Source organism: Pseudocitrobacter corydidari (genome assembly GCF_021172065.1).
In the GTDB taxonomy this organism is placed as follows: Bacteria; Pseudomonadota; Gammaproteobacteria; order Enterobacterales; family Enterobacteriaceae; genus Pseudocitrobacter; species Pseudocitrobacter corydidari.
Map to the genome: position 1 here is coordinate 1,195,019 of NZ_CP087880.1, position 17,245 is coordinate 1,212,263.

A 17,245-nucleotide genomic window follows, 5' to 3' on the forward strand; every position below is an offset into this window, starting at 1 on the left:
ATAACTGTTTTGCATAACTTTTCGCGATATGTTGAAAAAACAGGCTGTTGACCGGAAAAGCGGGTCATCGATATCACTTTTTCAAGTTAATATATTGTTAAATCGCTTCATCACTGTGGCGAAAAATCATGTTTTGCCGCTTCGCTTAAGCGAATTATCAGGCCTGGCTATCAATTTCAGGTAAATATCCCTGACCTGCTTATGCAAAGTAATTTTTCCTGCATAAAATCAAAAATAGTGTTTTCAGGTTGTAGATCACAACGGGTATTTTCAGTAGGTTATAGAAAGTTTGTTACTGTTTTATTTTTGGGTTGGTGAACCGCTGTGCGTTTATTGCGCCAGCGGCTCTGGCCTGGTATGACGGCAAACCATCATTAAAAACCGATGGAAGGGAAAACTATGCGTATTGGTGTACCAAAAGAGAGGTGGCCCCAGGAGACGCGAGTGGCGGCAACACCGAAAACGGTGGAACAACTGCTAAAACTTGGCTTCAGCGTGGCGGTGGAAAGCGGCGCGGGTAAACTGGCGAGTTTTGAGGACGAGGCGTTTACTCAGGCGGGCGCGGAAATTGTCGACGGTGATAACGTCTGGCATGCCGACGTTATTCTGAAAGTCAACGCGCCGCTGGAAGAAGAAATTGCGCTGCTCAATCCAGGCACGACGCTGATTAGCTTCATCTGGCCGGCACAGAATCCGGAATTAATGGAAAAACTGGCCGCGCGCAGTATTAACGTGATGGCGATGGATTCCGTGCCGCGTATTTCGCGCGCGCAGTCCCTTGATGCCCTGAGCTCCATGGCCAATATCGCCGGTTATCGTGCGATTGTCGAAGCCGCCCACGAATTCGGTCGTTTCTTCACCGGGCAAATCACCGCCGCCGGTAAAGTACCGCCGGCAAAAGTAATGGTGATTGGCGCAGGCGTAGCGGGCCTGGCGGCAATTGGCGCTGCTAACAGCCTTGGCGCGATTGTGCGCGCCTTCGATACCCGCCCTGAAGTGAAAGAGCAGGTGCAGAGTATGGGCGCGGAGTTCCTGGAACTCGACTTCAAAGAAGAAGCGGGCAGTGGGGACGGCTACGCCAAAGTGATGTCTGAAGCCTTTATCAAAGCGGAAATGGCGCTCTTTGCCGCCCAGGCAAAAGAGGTCGACATTATTGTCACCACCGCATTGATTCCGGGCAAACCGGCACCGAAACTCATCACCCGCGAAATGGTTGACTCCATGACACCGGGTAGCGTAATCGTTGACCTGGCGGCGCAAAATGGCGGTAACTGTGAATATACGGTCGCCAATGAAGTGATCACCACCGCCGGTGGCGTGAAGGTGATTGGCTATACCGATCTGCCGGGCCGTCTGCCGACGCAATCGTCTCAGCTTTATGGTACTAACCTGCTGAACTTGTTGAAACTGCTGTGCAAAGAGAAAGATGGTTCTATTACCATCGATTTCGAAGACGTTGTCGTGCGTGGCGTTACGGTGGTACGCGAAGGTGAAGTCACCTGGCCTGCGCCGCCGATTACCGTATCCGCTCAGCCTCAGGCCGCTGCGAAAACCGTTGAAGCGCCAAAAGAGCCGGAGAAATCCGTCTCCCCGTGGCGTAAATACGCCTTGATTGCGCTGGCGATTATTCTGTTTGGCTGGCTGGCCAACGTCGCGCCGAAAGAGTTCCTCGGCCACTTTACCGTCTTTGCGCTCTCCTGCGTGGTGGGTTACTACGTGGTGTGGAACGTTTCGCATGCGCTGCATACGCCGTTGATGTCGGTGACTAACGCCATCTCGGGGATTATCGTCGTCGGCGCGTTGCTGCAAATTGGCGACGGTGGTTGGGTAAGCTTCCTGAGCTTTATCGCGGTGCTGATCGCCAGCATTAATATTTTTGGTGGATTCACCGTCACTCAGCGCATGCTGAAAATGTTCCGGAAGAACTAAGGGGTAACACATGTCTGGAGGATTAGTTACTGCTGCATACATTGTTGCCGCAATTCTGTTTATTTGCAGCCTTGCCGGGCTTTCAAAGCACGAGACATCCAAACAGGGGAATACGTTTGGTATCACGGGGATGGCGATTGCGCTGATTGCCACTATCTTCGGGCCGGATACCCATAATGTGGTGTGGATTATTATCGCGATGGCGATCGGCGGTGCGATTGGTATTCGTCTGGCGAAGAAAGTCGAAATGACCGAAATGCCAGAACTGGTGGCGATTCTGCACAGCTTTGTCGGTCTGGCCGCGGTACTGGTGGGCTTTAACAGCTACCTGCATCACGATGCAGGTCAGGAACAGATTCTGGTGAACATTCACCTGACTGAAGTGTTCCTCGGCATCTTTATCGGTGCGGTGACCTTCACCGGCTCGGTGGTGGCTTACGGCAAACTGTGCGGCAAAATCTCATCAAAACCGTTGATGCTGCCGAATCGCCATAAGCTGAATCTGGCGGCGCTGGTGGTTTCCTTCCTGCTGCTGGTGGTCTTCGTTCGCACGGATAGCGTCGGCCTGCAGGGGCTGGTGCTGGTTATCATGACCGCTATCGCGCTGGCTTTTGGCTGGCATCTGGTGGCGTCAATCGGCGGGGCGGATATGCCGGTTGTGGTGTCGATGCTGAACTCCTATTCCGGTTGGGCGGCAGCGGCGGCGGGCTTCATGCTCAGCAACGACCTGCTTATCGTTACCGGCGCACTGGTCGGTTCTTCGGGTGCGATTCTGTCGTACATCATGTGTAAAGCGATGAACCGTTCATTCTTTAGCGTGATTGCCGGCGGCTTCGGCTCCGACGGTTCTTCTACCGGCGGCGATGAAGAGATGGGCGAATACCGCGAAATCAATGCGGAAGATACCGCTGATATGCTGAAGAATTCGCATTCAGTCATCATTACCCCGGGCTATGGTATGGCGGTGGCGCAGGCGCAATATCCGGTAGCAGAAATCACCGAAAAACTGCGTGCGCGCGGGATTAAGGTACGTTTCGGTATTCACCCGGTTGCGGGGCGTTTGCCAGGTCACATGAACGTACTGCTGGCAGAAGCCAAAGTGCCGTATGACATCGTGCTGGAAATGGACGAAATCAACGACGACTTCAGCGACACCGACACCGTACTGGTCATCGGCGCTAACGACACCGTTAACCCGGCGGCGCAGGACGATCCGAAGAGTCCTATCGCGGGCATGCCGGTTCTGGAAGTGTGGAAGGCGCAGAATGTTATCGTCTTCAAACGTTCCATGAACACGGGTTATGCAGGCGTACAGAACCCGCTGTTCTTTAAAGAGAACACGCACATGCTGTTCGGTGATGCGAAAGCCAGCGTCGATGCGATTCTGAAAGCGTTGTAATTATCTTTCGCCTCACAGACCGTCCTCTTCGGGGGACGGTTTTTTTGTGCCATGGCTTGTTTTTGGTCAAAAAACAGACACTGCGATGTGATATACTTCACAGGTTCCTTCAAAAACAGAGGCTTCTATGGATACCGAATTGACCCCCGCACAGTTGGCTATTGAATTTCTTCGTCGTGACACCACTGTGCTTACGCCCGCGCAATACCTCAAAAAACTGAAACAGCTGGAATTAGAATTTGCCGACCTGATGGCGCTTTCTTCCCTCGAGCTGAAAGAAGAGATCGACCTTGCCTGGCGTTACGGTATTCACTAATGCAGCGTAACTGCAAAAAATAAACCCGCCGAGATGGCGGGTTTATTGTTTCAGACGACAACGTTATCGATTAATCGTCTTCGTCGTCATCCAGTTCGACTGGCGTTTCATAGTCGTTTGGCTTAATGGCCAGCAAATCACAGCGCAGGTGATCGATAACCTGTTCCGCCGTATTGCCAAGGAATGCCGCAGAAAGCCCTGTACGACCGACCGTACCCAATACCACCACACCCGCTTCAAGGTGCTCCGCGAGATCCGGGATCACTTCTTCAGGCAACCCTTTTTCGACGTGGGTAAACTTCTCATCAATACCATATTTCTGACGCAGCGCTTTCATTGCCAGCAAATGCTGACCGCGAATCGCATCGTTATATACGCTCGGATCAAAATCGGGCAGTTCAATGGCAATATTGATTGGCGTAACAGGGTAGGCGCCAATCAAATGTACTTCGGTATGATTCACCAGTTGCGCCAGTTCCAGCGTCTCTTTAACCAGTCTGTCGTTGAGCGCGTTGTGGTACGGCTCTTCGCTGGCAAGGTTGACCGCCACCAGCGCTTTACCGCCTTCAGGCCACGGCTGGTCTTTCACCATCCACACCGGGCACGGGCATTTACGCAGCAGGTGCCAGTCGGTTGGGGTAAAAATAACGGATTCGAGTTTGTCGTGCTGGTGCGCCATTTTCAGCAGTAAATCGTGACCGCCGCTAATGACTTCCTGAATGATGGCTTCGAAGGGACGGTTGTGCCAGACCACTTTGATTTCAATTGGCACGCCTGCTTCAATATAGTATTTCGCCTGCTCGCGGATCCATGCGGCACGTTGGCTAATGACCCCCTGGCGCATCGCTGTCCGCTCATCGGGAGACAGCAACGTCGTCATTTCATACGAAAAATCATAGATAGGCAAAAATGCCTTAATGGTGCCACCAATCCGTTGATGTAGATAAACGGCACGCCGCAATGCGGGCTGATCGTCCTGGTTAGGATCGATGGCTACCAGCATGTTTTGATACTTGGCCATACAGGGTCTCCTTACAACTGTAACCTCAGTTCGTCTTTAAAAGATAACTCATATGGAGTGAATGAAACAGGGGAGAACCTTCGCAAGATCAATAAATCAGGAAAATTTAATAAAGACGGGAGGATAAATCTGAAGGGAAATAATGCGGTGAGAAAAAACGCTCTCAACCTGGAGAAACAAAAAGGCCGCATTGCTGCGACCCTGATATTTCCGCATTCACGCGTGCAGAAACGCTCTCATTACCCATGCGACCGCGATGCAGCCGAAGGTCCATTGCACAACAAAACTCATATTCACAACCAACTTTTTCTTTTACCGGCCCGTGCGGCCCAATCCTTATCTCTGCGTGTAACGTGCAGATACAGGTGGTTAAGGTACTGCTGACTGTGATCGAGATCCACTTTTTTGACCTGTTTTCGGAAACATAAACATGAATTTTCCTCATGTATGCTGAATTTTTCTCGTTTGCCAGTGAAGGTCACCTGTGTGAAGGTGGACGTATAGCCATCCAGAAGTCTTAATTTATAATATTAATAATCACGTTCAGCAACGGTTAACTGGACGTTTTGGAGATCACATGCAAAAACAACACGCACCTTTCCGCGCCGATGTCGTGGGCAGTTTTTTACGCCCGGACACCATTAAGCTTGCTCGTCAGCAATTTGCACAGGGTGAGATCAGTGCGCAGCAGCTGCGACAGGTTGAAGATGAGGCGATTCGTCATGTGGTGGAACAGCAGTGTTCATGCGGGCTGCACATCGTCACCGACGGGGAATTCCGCCGCGCGTGGTGGCACTTTGACTTCTTCGACGGTCTTCAGGGCGTAGAACGTTATGACTCGCAGCAGGGGATTCAGTTTAATGGCGTGCAAACCAAAGCGCACGGGGTCCGCGTGGTGGGTAAACTCGGTTTTGGTGAGCATCCGATGCTGGATGATTTCCGCTATCTGAAGAGTATCAGCGGCAGCGCGACGCCAAAAATGACGATTCCAAGCCCCAGCGTGCTGCATTTCCGTGGTGGTCGTAAGGATATTGATGCCACTGTCTATCCTGACCTTGAGGCTTATTTTGACGATCTGGCGACCACCTGGCGCGATGCGATTCAGGCGTTTTATGCCGCCGGTTGTCGTTATTTACAGCTTGATGACACGGTGTGGGCCTATTTATGTTCTGATGCGCAACGCCAGCAAATTCGTGAACGTGGCGAAGACCCGGATGAGCTCGCGCGTATTTATGCTCGCGTGATTAATAAAGCGCTGGAGAATAAACCGTCTGACCTGATAATTGGCCTGCATGTTTGTCGCGGTAATTTCCGCTCGACCTGGATTTCAGAGGGCGGCTATGAACCCGTTGCGGAAATCCTCTTTGGCAGCGTTAATGTTGATGCTTTTTACCTGGAATATGACAATGATCGCTCCGGGGATTTCGCGCCGCTGCGTTTTGTTCGCCCCGGGCACCAGCAGGTGGTGCTGGGCCTGGTGACTACCAAAAATGGTGAGCTGGAAAACCCGGAAGGGATTAAGGCTCGCCTGGAGGAAGCAGCGCAGTATGTGGCGAAAGATCAAATTTGCCTCAGCCCGCAGTGTGGTTTTGCTTCAACGGAAGAAGGGAATAGCCTGACCGAAGCCCAACAGTGGAACAAAGTTAAACTTATTACGGATATCGCCCAACAAGTCTGGTGAGCCTCTTCTGTGCTGTATTGTGTGATGCGGAGCAAGAAATTTCTCCCATCATCTATACTCCTTCTGACCACAATTCTTGGGTCAGAAACGTCTTCATTTCCTGAGCAGCCCGTTTCGTTAACAGCAATGAATCGACACAAGGGGTTAATTTTATGGCATTTGTAACGACTAAAGATGGCGTCAATATTTTCTTCAAAGACTGGGGCCCGAAAGAGGCACAACCGATTGTTTTCCATCACGGTTGGCCGCTAAGCGCTGATGACTGGGACAACCAGATGCTGTTTTTCCTCGCCGAGGGGTTCCGGGTTATCGCTATCGACCGTCGTGGGCATGGCCGTTCCGACCAGGTGAGTGAAGGGCACGACATGGATCACTACGCCGCTGATGCTTCAGCCGTCGTTGAACATCTCGACCTGCAGAATGCTGTGCATGTTGGGCACTCAACCGGCGGGGGTCAGGTAGCGCGTTATGTGGCGAAATTTGGTCAGCCTCAGGGACGTGTAGCGAAAGCCGTTCTGGTCAGCGCGGTTCCGCCATTAATGGTGAAAACCGCGGCTAATCCGGGCGGTACGCCTGTTGAAGTATTTGATGGCTTCCGTAAAGCGCTGGCCGCGAACCGTGCACAGTTCTATCTCGACGTCGCCTCCGGCCCGTTCTACGGTTTTAACCGTGACGGCGCAGAAGTGTCTCAGGGGACTATCCAGAACTGGTGGCGTCAGGGAATGATCGGTAGTGCCAAGGCGCATTATGAAGGTATCAAAGCGTTTTCAGAAACCGATCAAACGGAAGATCTGAAAGCGATCACCGTACCGGTGTTGGTGCTTCAGGGCGATGATGACCAGGTTGTACCGTACAAAAACGCGGCTATTTTGCAGGATCAACTGCTGAGCAACAGCACGCTGCGCATCTATCCGGGCTACCCGCACGGCATGCACACCACGCATGCTGATGTGATTAATGCGGATATCCTGAAATTTATTCGTGGTTAATTGCCTGATGGCGCTATGCTTATCAGGCCTACACGCTAAATAAAAAAAGGGAAGCGAAATGCTTCCCTTTTTTAATACGTAAAACAGATGGACATCAGGCGACGTTACGCGTGTGCCCCGCGAGAACCGCCAGCGCATCGCTGTTCTCAATAGTGATGTATTTCCCTTTCACCGCCAGCATGCCACTTTTCTGGAAACGACCCAGCAGACGGCTGATGGTCTCAACGGTCAGGCCAAGATAGTTACCGATATCGCCACGCGTCATGGTCAGACGGAATTCACGCGGAGAAAAACCACGCTGCGCAAAACGACGAGAAAGGTTATAGATAAACGCCGCCAGGCGCTCTTCCGCATTCTTTTTGGAAAGCAGCAGGATCATGTCCTGATCGCCTTTGATCTCACCGCTCATCAGACGCATCATCTGCTGACGCAGGTTTGGCATTTTTCCGGAAAGATCGTCGAGCGTCTCAAATGGAATTTCGCAGACCATCGAGGTTTCCAGCGCCTGTGCGAAACTTGGGTGATGCCCGGTACCAATGGCGTCGAAGCCAACCAGATCGCCTGCAAGGTGGAAACCGGTAATCTGCTCATCACCTTGTTCGGTGATGGTGTAGCTCTTGATCGTGCCTGAACGGATCGCGTACAGCGACTTCAGCTCGTCACCCGCTTTGAACAGGGTCTGACCCTTCTGGATGGGCTTTTTACGCTCGATAATGTTATCCAGCTGATCAAGCTCATGTTCATTAAGAGTGAACGGGATGCAAAGCTGGCTGATGCTGCAATCCTGACAGTGGATAGCACAACCGCCAGATTGAATGCGTCGTATAATTCGCTTTTCCGGGATCATAAGTCTGCTCAAGCCGTAATTGATATTGGTCAATTTTAACATCTTTTTGGTGAGCAGGTAAGTAGCGAAGTCCTGATTCACCTAATATTAAAAAGGTAAATAGTTTCCGCATTTTATCTTATTGATAATTAATATGTTATTTGGAGCTTTTTGACGCTCTTGCTATTAATGTTTACCGAAAACGGCACAGAAGATCAAAGAAGGAGATAGCCTTCGTGGCGCAAAAGCCACTCTTTACGCTGAACGCCGCCCGCATAGCCAGTCATGGTGCCGTTTCGCCCAATCACCCGATGGCAGGGAACCACTATACTGACCGGATTCGACCCGTTAGCCGCGCCTACCGCCCGCGCCGCGCCAGGTCGTCCTAACTGTTCCGCCAGTTGACCATAATGCATAACGTGACCACAGGGAATGGTGCGTAGCGCCTGCCACACTTCGCGCTGAAAGGCGGTTCCTGCCGTGGCGGTCGGTAAGCTTTCGATGACGCTCAGGTCGCCCTCAAAGTAGTCCGCCAGTTTATGACTCAACCCACCAGGGTTTTGCGCCGCAACGCGCGCGTAGCCTTCGCCGCGATAGTGAATGTCCAGCAATTGTTCCATACGATCGCTGTGCTCTTCCCATTCAATGGCGCGCAGGTGAAATGTTTCATCACACAAGATCCACAGCGGCCCAAGCGGAGTGGCGATTTTATCTTCCAGCAAGGTTAGCATTAATTGTCTACCTGTTGTTAAAGCTCACGTTTTGTCCAGAATATCATGCGATTTGGGCGAGAGGTATACTCCTGAATTGTCAATTGCGGTGCATCGTGGGCGGGGTAGAAGCAGGGAAGAAAAACAGGGATTCGATGACATCCTCGAATCCCATAGTGAACAGACGGGCGTTTCCAAACGGTTTCCGCATTTTTATCCGTTGTGCAGATGAATCATTTATAACGGTTTTTGGTGCGATTGCCAGTAAAACAGAGGTGATATATTTCACATAATCACAACAAAAACAAAACATTAGTGTTGTTTAAGTTTTAGTTAAGTCGCGTTGAATTTTTCAACAGATGAGTCAGGGATTAATCATCCAGACGCTGCATAATCGGCTTGAGAGGAAAACGCATTGAGACGGGGGTTCCGCGTCGCTATAGTAGGGCGTCCGTTGCAAACTGGGAGATTCTCATGAACCTTGACGACAAATCGCTGTTTCTTGACGCCATGGAGGATGTCCAGCCGCTAAAACGCGCACAGGATGTACACTGGCAACCAGCCCGCAATGCACGAGCCCCACAGCGCATCGATACCCTGCAACTTGATAACTTTCTGACGACCGGCTTTCTTGACATCGTCCCGCTCTCCACGCCCCTTGAATTCAAACGCGAAGGGTTACAGGTAGGTGTGCTCGATAAACTCCGGCAGGGTAAATACAGCCAACAGGCGAGTCTTAACCTGCTGCGCCAGCCGGTCGAGCAGTGTCGGCAGAATCTGTACGCGTTTATCCTGCAGGCGCACAAAGAGGGGCTGCGTAATCTGTTGATTATTCACGGTAAAGGCAAGGAAGATAATTCACATGCCAATATTGTTCGTAGCTATCTGGCGCGCTGGCTGACGGAATTTGATGACGTCCAGGCCTTCTGTAGCGCACTGCCGCATCATGGCGGCAGCGGGGCGTGCTATGTGGCGCTGCGCAAATCGGAAGCCGCGAAGCAGGACAACTGGGAGCGCCACGCCAAACGCAGCCGCTAGCGCAGCAGCAAGGAGAGTTCTGTCGCGGCTTTTTGCAGCTCCGGCAAAATGCGCGACAAGAGTTCCTCAGCCGACACCTGGCCTGCGTGCACCCCAACGTTCAGCGCCGCTTCCACCTGGCCTTGCGGATTAAACAGCGGCACCGCCAGCGAACGCAGCCCCATTTCCAGCTCCTGATCGTTTAATGCGTATCCCTGCTGACGTACCAGTTTCAGCTCGCTTTTCAACTTACTCACTGAGGAAATCGTCTGCGGCGTATAGCGAATCATGGTGATGCGCGCCAGCATATCATTGAGTTTCTCTTCGGGCTGATAACTTAGCAGCACGCGGCCCATCGATGTCGACCAGGCGGGCAGGCGGCTGCCGATATCCAGATCAATCGTCATGATGCGCGAACTGGATGCCCTGGCGATATACAGGATATCGTCACCGTCCAGCGTGGCAATGGAGCATGATTCATTCAGCATGTCGCTTAAGTGCTTCAGCACCGGCTGCGCTGAACGCGCCAGCGGTGTTGACGCCAGCCAGGCGTGACCGAGCGACAAAATTCGCGGCCGCAGCTGAAAGTTTTTGCCATCTTCGGCATAGACAAATCCCAGCTTACCCAATGTATACAAACAACGACGCACGGCAGCGCGCGGAATGCCGGTTTTCTGGCTAATCTGGGAAATGGACATCAAACGTCGCTGCGGGGTAAAGGCCTGAATCACTTCCAGCCCGCGCGCCAGCGACGCCATAAAGTTCGGGTCGCCCTTAAACGGATCGCTATCGCCCGTCAGAATATCGTCTGGATGTTTCTCCATTTTTCTCTCCGTATTTGCCATCGATCACATTCTTTCGCTAAAGATACATGATGTTCGATTATCGCACCATATTTCGATTATCGCCCTTGACCGACATCGTTAACCGGGTCACATTTTGTTCGAACAACGAATAAAAGTGCGATAACCGCACATCAAGGAGCAACCTGATGATTGATAAAAGTGTATCGACACTGATCGATGCCGTGGCGGGGATCCCCGATGGGGCGACCATCATGATTGGCGGTTTTGGCCCCGCCGGACAACCGACCTACCTGATTGATGCGCTGATTGAACAGGGCGCGCGCGAGCTGACCATCATCAACAACAATGCGGGTAATGGTGAGATTGGCCTGGCGGCGCTGCTCAAAGCGGGCCGCGTGCGCAAAATGATCTGCTCATTCCCGCGCCAGGTCGACTCGCAGATTTTCGATGACCTCTATCGCCGTGGCGAAGTTGAACTGGAACTGGTGCCACAGGGCAACCTGGCGGCACGCATTCAGGCGGCCGGTTCCGGGCTGGGTGCGGTGTTTACCCCAACCGGTTACGGCACACCGCTGGCCGAAGGCAAAGAAACGCGCGAAATCGACGGGCGTCACTACGTGCTGGAATATCCGATTAAAGCGGACTACGCGCTGATAAAAGCCCATCAGGCGGATCGCTGGGGCAATCTGGTGTATCGCAAAGCGGCGCGGAATTTCGGGCCCATTATGGCTACGGCGGCCAAAACCACCGTGGCGGAAGTGTCGAATCTGGTCACGCTCGGTGAACTGGACCCGGAAAACATTATCACCCCAGGGATTTTTGTTCAGCGCGTCTTCTCGCTGGAAAATCTTACCGTACACGCGCAGCGCGCATAAGGAGCCTTCAATGCAAAAATTGTCTCGTGACGATATGGCGAAACGCGTCGCTCAGGATATCCCGGAAGGGGCTTATGTGAATTTAGGTATCGGCCTGCCAACGCGAATCGCTAACTATCTGCCGGAAGATAAAGAAATTTTCCTGCACAGCGAAAATGGCCTGCTGGGCATGGGGCCAAAACCGCAGCCAGGTGAAGAAGATCCTGAGTTGATTAATGCGGGTAAAGAGTACGTCACGCTTTTGCAGGGCGGCTGCTTTTTCCATCACGGCGACTCGTTTGCCATGATGCGCGGTGGTCACCTGGATATCTGCGTACTTGGCGCGTATCAGGTTTCGGCCAGCGGAGATCTTGCGAACTGGAGCACCGGCGCACCGGATGCCATTCCGGCGGTAGGCGGCGCGATGGATCTGGCTATCGGCGCGCGTCAGGTGTTCGTGATGATGGATCACCTTACGCGCGACGGTGAGTGCAAGCTGGTACAGCATTGTACTTATCCGCTGACCGGTGTCGGCTGCGTCAGCCGTATTTATACCGACCTCGCGGTCATCGATATCACCGCAAAAGGCCCGGTGGTGCGCGAAATTTTCAATGACCTCTCTTTTGACGAGCTACAGCGCGTCACCCCGGTCAAACTGATCAACCAACAAGTGGCGGAAACCGCGTAAGGAACTATGATGAATCAAGCATTTATCTGCGATGCGGTGCGTACACCGTTTGGCCGTTTTGGCGGTACGTTATCCAGCGTTCGCGCGGACGATCTCGGCGCGCTGCCGCTTAAAGCCCTGCTGGAACGTAATCGTGGCCTCGACCCGGCGCGTATCGACGATGTGATTTACGGCTGTGCTAACCAGGCGGGGGAAGATAACCGCAACGTGGCGCGGATGGCGCTGCTGCTGGCGGGTTATCCGGAAACGGTACCGGGCAGCACCGTCAACCGTCTGTGTGGTTCAAGCCTCGACGCCATTGGCGTGGCGGCACGTGCCATTAAAAGCGGTGAAACGCAGTTAATGATCGCGGGCGGCGTAGAGAGCATGTCGCGCGCGCCGTTCGTGATGGGCAAGGCGGAAAGCGCGTTTAGCCGCAGCATGAAAATGGAAGATACCACCATCGGCTGGCGTTTCATTAACGCGCAGATGAAAGCGCTATACGGCGTCGATTCGATGCCGGAAACCGCAGAGAACGTGGCGACGGAATTTGGTATTTCGCGGGCCGATCAGGATGCCTTTGCGTTGCGCAGCCAGATGCGTACCGCCCAGGCGCAGGCGAACGGCATGTTTAGCGACGAGCTCATTACGGTTTCCATCCCGCAGCGTAAAGGCGAGCCGCTGAGTTTTACCCTGGATGAACATCCTCGCAGTACCTCACTGGAGGCGCTGGCGAAGCTGAAAGGCGTGGTTCGCGCCGACGGTACGGTGACGGCCGGAAATGCCTCCGGGGTTAACGACGGTGCCTGTGCACTGCTGCTGGCAAGCGAGCAGGCGCTGGCACAGAACGATTTACAGCCGCTGGCGCGCGTGGTTGGCGTGGCAACGGCGGGCGTCGCGCCGCGCATCATGGGCTTTGGCCCGGCGCCTGCGGTACGTAAAGTTCTGGCACAAACCGGGTTAACGCTCGGCCAGATGGATGTGATAGAACTGAATGAAGCTTTTGCCGCACAGGCGCTGGCGGTGCTGCGCGATCTGGGCCTGCCGGACGATGCGGCGCACGTTAACCCGCACGGTGGCGCGATTGCGCTGGGTCACCCGCTGGGCGCGTCCGGCGGTCGTCTGGCGATGACTGCGGCGTATCAGTTGCGTCGTACCGGCGGGCGCTACGCGCTGTGCACCATGTGTATTGGTGTGGGTCAGGGGATTGCGCTGATCATTGAACGCGTTTAAGGAGCAGGAATGAGTTTGTTGACCCCGTTATTGCGCTCAGGCGCGCTAACGAGTCTTTTCAGCGATGAACAGGTTGTGCAGGGGATGCTGGAGTTTGAGGCCGCGCTGGCGCGGGCTCAGGCCCGGTGCGGTGTGATTCCGCCTTCTGCTGTAGAGCCTATCGTTACTGCCTGTCAGTTCCACAACATCGACTTTCCGGCGCTGGCCGCTGCCGCTGCCAATGCCGGGAATCTGGCGATTCCCCTGGTTAAACAGCTCACTCAGAAGGTGAAGACGCAGGACGCTGATGCGGCTCGCTATGTGCACTGGGGGGCAACCAGTCAGGATGCCATTGATACCGGGCTGGTGCTGCAATTACGCGCGGCGTTAACGCAAACCGACCGCGATCTCGCGACGCTTACCGCCATTCTGGCGCAGCAGGTCGAGCGCTATCGCACCACGATTATGCCGGGGCGAACCTGGATGCAGCACGCGCTTCCCATTACCTTCGGTTTGAAGCTTGCCGGAACCCTCGATGCGCTCTTGCGCTGGCAGGAACGGTTAACCCAGCTCCGACCACGTGTACTGGTCCTTCAGCTTGGTGGTGCGGCGGGAACGCTCGCATCGCTAAAAGCCTCGGGGCCACAGGTGGGCGACGCGCTGGCGCAAACCCTGGATCTGGCGCTTGCCGACACGCCGTGGCACAGCCAGCGCGACAGGCTGCTGGAAGTCGGCGCATGGTACGCCGGGCTTTGTGGCACGCTGGCAAAATTCGCTAACGATTTCTCTTTATTAATGCAGACTGAAGTGGCGGAAGTGAGCGAACCCATTGCCGAAGGGCGCGGCGGCTCATCGGCGATGCCGCATAAACGCAACCCGGTAAGCTGTGCGGCGATTCTGACGGCGGCGCAGCGCACGCCGGGGCTGATGGCGACGCTCTACGCCAGCCAGATTCAGCAGCATGAACGTGCGCTCGGCGGCTGGCAGGCGGAGTGGGAAGTGCTTCCTGAACTCATTTCATTAGCGGGTGGGGTGATGGCGCAAAGCGATTACCTGATTCGCGGGATGCAGGTCAATACAGCCAAAATGCGTGCCGACCTGGAGATAACCCATGGCCTGATTATGGCGGAAGCCGTCACGCTGGCGCTGGCTGAATTTATCGGTAAAGCCGATGCGCATCATCTTGTCGAAAAGCACTGTCATCAGGCTATCGATCGGCATCAATCGCTGATTAAGCTATTACAAAATGACCCCCTGGTAAGCCAACACCTCTCTGCGTCAACGCTGGCGCAACTGCTTGACCCGGCCACTGCGCTGGGCAGCAGTGACCATTTTGTGCGCCAGGTACTGGCGCGTTACAAGGAGCAGTGTCATGAACATTCACTATCAAATTGACGGGCCAGAAAATGCGCCTGTGATTGTCCTTTCCAACTCCCTTGGTACCTCGTTCTCTATGTGGGAGCCGCAGCTCGCCGTATTAACACAACAGTTTCGTGTGCTGCGTTACGATACACACGGTCACGGTCAGACGACAAAACGCGGGAAAGTGACCCTCGCGCAGCTGGGCGAGGACGTGATATCGCTGCTCGATCATCTCAATATTGCGAAAGCCCATTTTTGCGGCATCTCAATGGGCGGCCTGACGGGCATCTGGCTGGCGCGTTTTGCGCCGGAGCGTTTTTTATCCGTTACTGTTGCGAATACCGCAGCGAAAATCGGCGAACAGTCTGCCTGGCTTTCGCGCGCGCGTACGGTGCGGGAAGAGGGCATGGATGTGGTGGCCGCGGGTTCAGCAGACCGCTGGTTTACCCGCGCCTTCCGTCAACATGAACCGGAAACGGTCGAGCAACTGGTGCATCAACTCGCCCGCTCGGAAGCCGAAGGCTACGCCGAATGCTGTGAAGCGCTGGCCGCTGCCGATTTGCGCGGTGAAGTGGCTGAAATTCGCGTGCCGATGCTGATTATCGCCGGGGAGCACGATCCGGTGACTACCGTGGCGGATGCGGATTTCCTGCATCAGCATGTTCCCGATTCGCAGGCGATTACGCTTCCGGCATCACATCTCTCTAACGTCGAAGCGGCTGCGGCGTTTACTGAGGCCTTAGCGGCATTTGTTCGGGGGCAGAATGGACGATAAATCACGTTATGAGCAGGGGATGAACGTGCGCCGCAAGGTGCTGGGCGATGCCCACGTGAATCGCACGCTGGATAACCTCAAACCGCTAAATAGCGAGTTCCAGGACTTTATCACCCGCTATGCGTGGGGCGAAACCTGGACGCGCCCTGGGCTGGATCACCACACGCGCAGTATGATAACCATCGCTATGCTGATTGCGCTTAACCGGGAAGTCGAGCTCAAAATGCATCTTCGCGCCGCGTTCAACAACGGCGTGACGCGTGACGAACTCAAAGAGCTGATTATGCATTCGGCCCTCTACTGCGGTCTGCCGGCGGCTAATGCCACGATGCATTTGGCGCAGCAGGTGTTCGATGAACTCGACGCACAGGCGCTTTAAGCGGGCATAAAAAAGCCAGCCCACAGGGGCTGGCATTATCAGGGCGTGGGGGTTATTCCCTGTTATCGTCGTGCAACTGATGATGCGCCGTGGCGTTTTCGCTATCAGTGGCAATGGTCAGATAATGGTCCGCGACGCCCGCGACCACAGTCAATAGTAAGAGTACTATTGCTGCTGCTTTTAACCGCCTCCTTTCCCTGATTCGGCGTTGATTTGTCGCGTTAATAACCGGTCCCGCCAGGCGCACGTGAAGCGATGCTCCACAGGTTGGCAGATAACCGAGTGCTCATGCTAATCATTACTTATTTAAACCCAGTTCGTAACGCGATGGTGCAGGTTTGCTCTTCGGCAATTCATTAATTCTGTGAATGTTCCACGAAAGCTGCCGCGATGTCCATATTTAGCTTAAGTATCATTCCCGCCCATCATTTAATTGCGCATCAATCAGGCACTTTTCCTGGTTATTACGCGCTACGTGGTTTTGTGATCGTCCAGGAATTGCCTTGATAAGGAATAACGCATAGTACGCGCGACAGTCAGCAAGGAGGCACGAGCAAAAAATGACGGTGTTTGAAAAAATGATGGTGGTCTATCTGGCAATTGGTGTCGTCAGCGGCCTGATAACGTGGTATCTGGCCCGCGATAAGCCAAGCATACGCCTGCTTTGCGCGCTGCTCATCGGTGCAACCTGGCCGCTGAGCTTCCCCGTGGCGTTACTGTTTTCACTCTTTTAAGCCTGAACCGCTGTTTTGACATATCAGGAACAACGTGCGAGGATCCGCGCCGTTATTAATCCTGGTATTCGAATTAATTATGAATAAGACGGTATTTTGCGCCATCGCATTGATGGCAGTTATTGGCGTCGGAACCCATGTTTCCGCTCATCGCGCAATGGAATGTACACAACAGGGGGGCGCTGAAGCGGCATGCGTAGCGTCAGTGTGGGATATGGAAAAAGTGAATCCGCTCCCGCAATACAACCCGGATAACGGCGCGCTGGAACCTACGTCAAGAACGGTATATACCGCAGCTTTTTCAGGGCGTTAAGTAGCAAAAATCAAAAGCAGACAGCACACTGCTTTTGATTTTTTGCAGCTAAACCCTTAAGACAGCCAGCTAAAGCGTGCGAGCAGCAACGAAGCCAGACCCACTGCTGCGACGACATTAATCAAGACAACGGTTTTGCTTGAGACGTCCATTATGATGCCCTTTGTGAGTTAACCAGAGGATTTATAGTCCGCATTAATCAGTTTCGCAATACTATTAAATGGTGGTTATGAATATAAAGCGGTGAACGAAACG

The 17,245-nt window shown here is 53.7% G+C and carries 19 protein-coding genes; 14 read left to right on the forward strand and 5 right to left on the reverse strand.

Features of this window, described 5'->3' with window-relative positions; translation table 11 throughout:
* Positions 1 to 399 precede the first annotated feature (399 nt).
* From pntA to G163CM_RS05580, 3 genes are all read left to right on the forward strand, one after another.
* Entirely contained in the window at positions 400 to 1,929 is a 1,530-nt protein-coding gene (pntA, locus tag G163CM_RS05570) for a Re/Si-specific NAD(P)(+) transhydrogenase subunit alpha (RefSeq protein ID WP_231827170.1), read from the forward strand.
* Between the two features lie 10 nt (positions 1,930 to 1,939).
* The gene (pntB, locus tag G163CM_RS05575; RefSeq protein ID WP_231827171.1) at positions 1,940 to 3,328 is read left to right on the forward strand and encodes a Re/Si-specific NAD(P)(+) transhydrogenase subunit beta; all 1,389 of its coding nucleotides are present in this window, start codon (positions 1,940 to 1,942) and stop codon (positions 3,326 to 3,328) included.
* A 127-nt stretch (positions 3,329 to 3,455) separates the two neighbouring features.
* The gene (locus G163CM_RS05580; protein WP_015964304.1) at positions 3,456 to 3,644 is read left to right on the forward strand and encodes a YdiH family protein; all 189 of its coding nucleotides are present in this window, start codon (positions 3,456 to 3,458) and stop codon (positions 3,642 to 3,644) included.
* A gap of 70 nt (positions 3,645 to 3,714) precedes the next feature.
* On the opposite strand, the gene uspE is transcribed toward G163CM_RS05580, so the two are convergent.
* A complete protein-coding gene (uspE, locus tag G163CM_RS05585) occupies positions 3,715 to 4,665 on the reverse strand; it encodes a universal stress protein UspE (protein ID WP_015964305.1) in 951 nt (316 codons plus the stop codon).
* A gap of 577 nt (positions 4,666 to 5,242) precedes the next feature.
* On the opposite strand from uspE, the gene G163CM_RS05590 reads away from it, so the two are divergent.
* Together G163CM_RS05590 and G163CM_RS05595 are read left to right on the forward strand one after the other, a co-directional pair.
* Positions 5,243 to 6,346, forward strand: a complete 1,104-nt coding sequence (locus tag G163CM_RS05590; RefSeq protein ID WP_231827172.1) for a cobalamin-independent methionine synthase II family protein — start codon at positions 5,243 to 5,245, stop codon at positions 6,344 to 6,346.
* 152 nt (positions 6,347 to 6,498) lie between these two features.
* Positions 6,499 to 7,335 (forward strand): alpha/beta fold hydrolase, encoded by an 837-nt coding sequence (locus tag G163CM_RS05595; protein WP_231827173.1) that lies wholly within the window; start codon positions 6,499 to 6,501, stop codon positions 7,333 to 7,335.
* A 94-nt stretch (positions 7,336 to 7,429) separates the two neighbouring features.
* Here G163CM_RS05595 and fnr read toward each other — a convergent pair whose 3' ends face one another.
* Complete coding sequence (gene fnr, locus G163CM_RS05600) at positions 7,430 to 8,182, reverse strand: fumarate/nitrate reduction transcriptional regulator Fnr (RefSeq protein WP_015964308.1); 753 nt, start codon at positions 8,180 to 8,182, stop codon at positions 7,430 to 7,432.
* Positions 8,183 to 8,376: 194 nt separating this feature from the next.
* Positions 8,377 to 8,892 (reverse strand): methylated-DNA--[protein]-cysteine S-methyltransferase, encoded by a 516-nt coding sequence (gene ogt, locus G163CM_RS05605; RefSeq protein WP_231827174.1) that lies wholly within the window; start codon positions 8,890 to 8,892, stop codon positions 8,377 to 8,379.
* A 453-nt stretch (positions 8,893 to 9,345) separates the two neighbouring features.
* Here ogt and smrA point away from each other — a divergent pair, with 453 nt between their 5' ends.
* The gene (smrA, locus tag G163CM_RS05610) at positions 9,346 to 9,909 is read left to right on the forward strand and encodes a DNA endonuclease SmrA (protein WP_015964311.1); all 564 of its coding nucleotides are present in this window, start codon (positions 9,346 to 9,348) and stop codon (positions 9,907 to 9,909) included.
* Here smrA and G163CM_RS05615 read toward each other — a convergent pair.
* Positions 9,906 to 10,712 (reverse strand): IclR family transcriptional regulator domain-containing protein, encoded by an 807-nt coding sequence (locus tag G163CM_RS05615; RefSeq protein WP_231827175.1) that lies wholly within the window; start codon positions 10,710 to 10,712, stop codon positions 9,906 to 9,908. The genes smrA and G163CM_RS05615 overlap by 4 nt on opposite strands.
* A gap of 167 nt (positions 10,713 to 10,879) precedes the next feature.
* Here G163CM_RS05615 and G163CM_RS05620 point away from each other — a divergent pair, with 167 nt between their 5' ends.
* The 8 genes from G163CM_RS05620 to G163CM_RS05655 all read left to right on the forward strand — a co-directional run bounded on the left by G163CM_RS05620 (position 10,880) and on the right by G163CM_RS05655 (position 16,990).
* Positions 10,880 to 11,569, forward strand: a complete 690-nt coding sequence (locus G163CM_RS05620) for a 3-oxoacid CoA-transferase subunit A (protein WP_231827176.1) — start codon at positions 10,880 to 10,882, stop codon at positions 11,567 to 11,569.
* Between the two features lie 10 nt (positions 11,570 to 11,579).
* Entirely contained in the window at positions 11,580 to 12,236 is a 657-nt protein-coding gene (locus G163CM_RS05625; protein WP_231827177.1) for a 3-oxoacid CoA-transferase subunit B, read from the forward strand.
* Positions 12,237 to 12,245: 9 nt separating this feature from the next.
* On the forward strand, positions 12,246 to 13,448 hold the full coding sequence (pcaF, locus tag G163CM_RS05630; protein WP_231827178.1) for a 3-oxoadipyl-CoA thiolase: 1,203 nt from the start codon (positions 12,246 to 12,248) through the stop codon (positions 13,446 to 13,448).
* Positions 13,449 to 13,457: 9 nt separating this feature from the next.
* Positions 13,458 to 14,822: a 3-carboxy-cis,cis-muconate cycloisomerase gene (locus G163CM_RS05635; RefSeq protein ID WP_231827179.1), complete on the forward strand. Its 1,365-nt coding sequence runs from the start codon at positions 13,458 to 13,460 to the stop codon at positions 14,820 to 14,822.
* Positions 14,800 to 15,564, forward strand: coding sequence for a 3-oxoadipate enol-lactonase (gene pcaD, locus G163CM_RS05640; RefSeq protein ID WP_231827180.1), 765 nt, complete (start codon positions 14,800 to 14,802; stop codon positions 15,562 to 15,564). Before G163CM_RS05635 ends, pcaD begins: the two co-directional genes overlap by 23 nt.
* Positions 15,554 to 15,943 (forward strand): 4-carboxymuconolactone decarboxylase, encoded by a 390-nt coding sequence (pcaC, locus tag G163CM_RS05645; RefSeq protein WP_231827181.1) that lies wholly within the window; start codon positions 15,554 to 15,556, stop codon positions 15,941 to 15,943. The genes pcaD and pcaC overlap by 11 nt, the downstream gene beginning before the upstream one ends.
* Positions 15,944 to 16,503: 560 nt before the next feature.
* Entirely contained in the window at positions 16,504 to 16,677 is a 174-nt protein-coding gene (locus tag G163CM_RS05650; RefSeq protein WP_231827182.1) for a GhoT/OrtT family toxin, read from the forward strand.
* A 79-nt stretch (positions 16,678 to 16,756) separates the two neighbouring features.
* Positions 16,757 to 16,990, forward strand: a complete 234-nt coding sequence (locus G163CM_RS05655) for a hypothetical protein (RefSeq protein WP_231827183.1) — start codon at positions 16,757 to 16,759, stop codon at positions 16,988 to 16,990.
* A 56-nt stretch (positions 16,991 to 17,046) separates the two neighbouring features.
* On the opposite strand, the gene yncL is transcribed toward G163CM_RS05655, so the two are convergent.
* The gene (gene yncL, locus G163CM_RS05660; protein WP_015964321.1) at positions 17,047 to 17,142 is read right to left on the reverse strand and encodes a stress response membrane protein YncL; all 96 of its coding nucleotides are present in this window, start codon (positions 17,140 to 17,142) and stop codon (positions 17,047 to 17,049) included.
* Positions 17,143 to 17,245 lie beyond the last annotated feature (103 nt).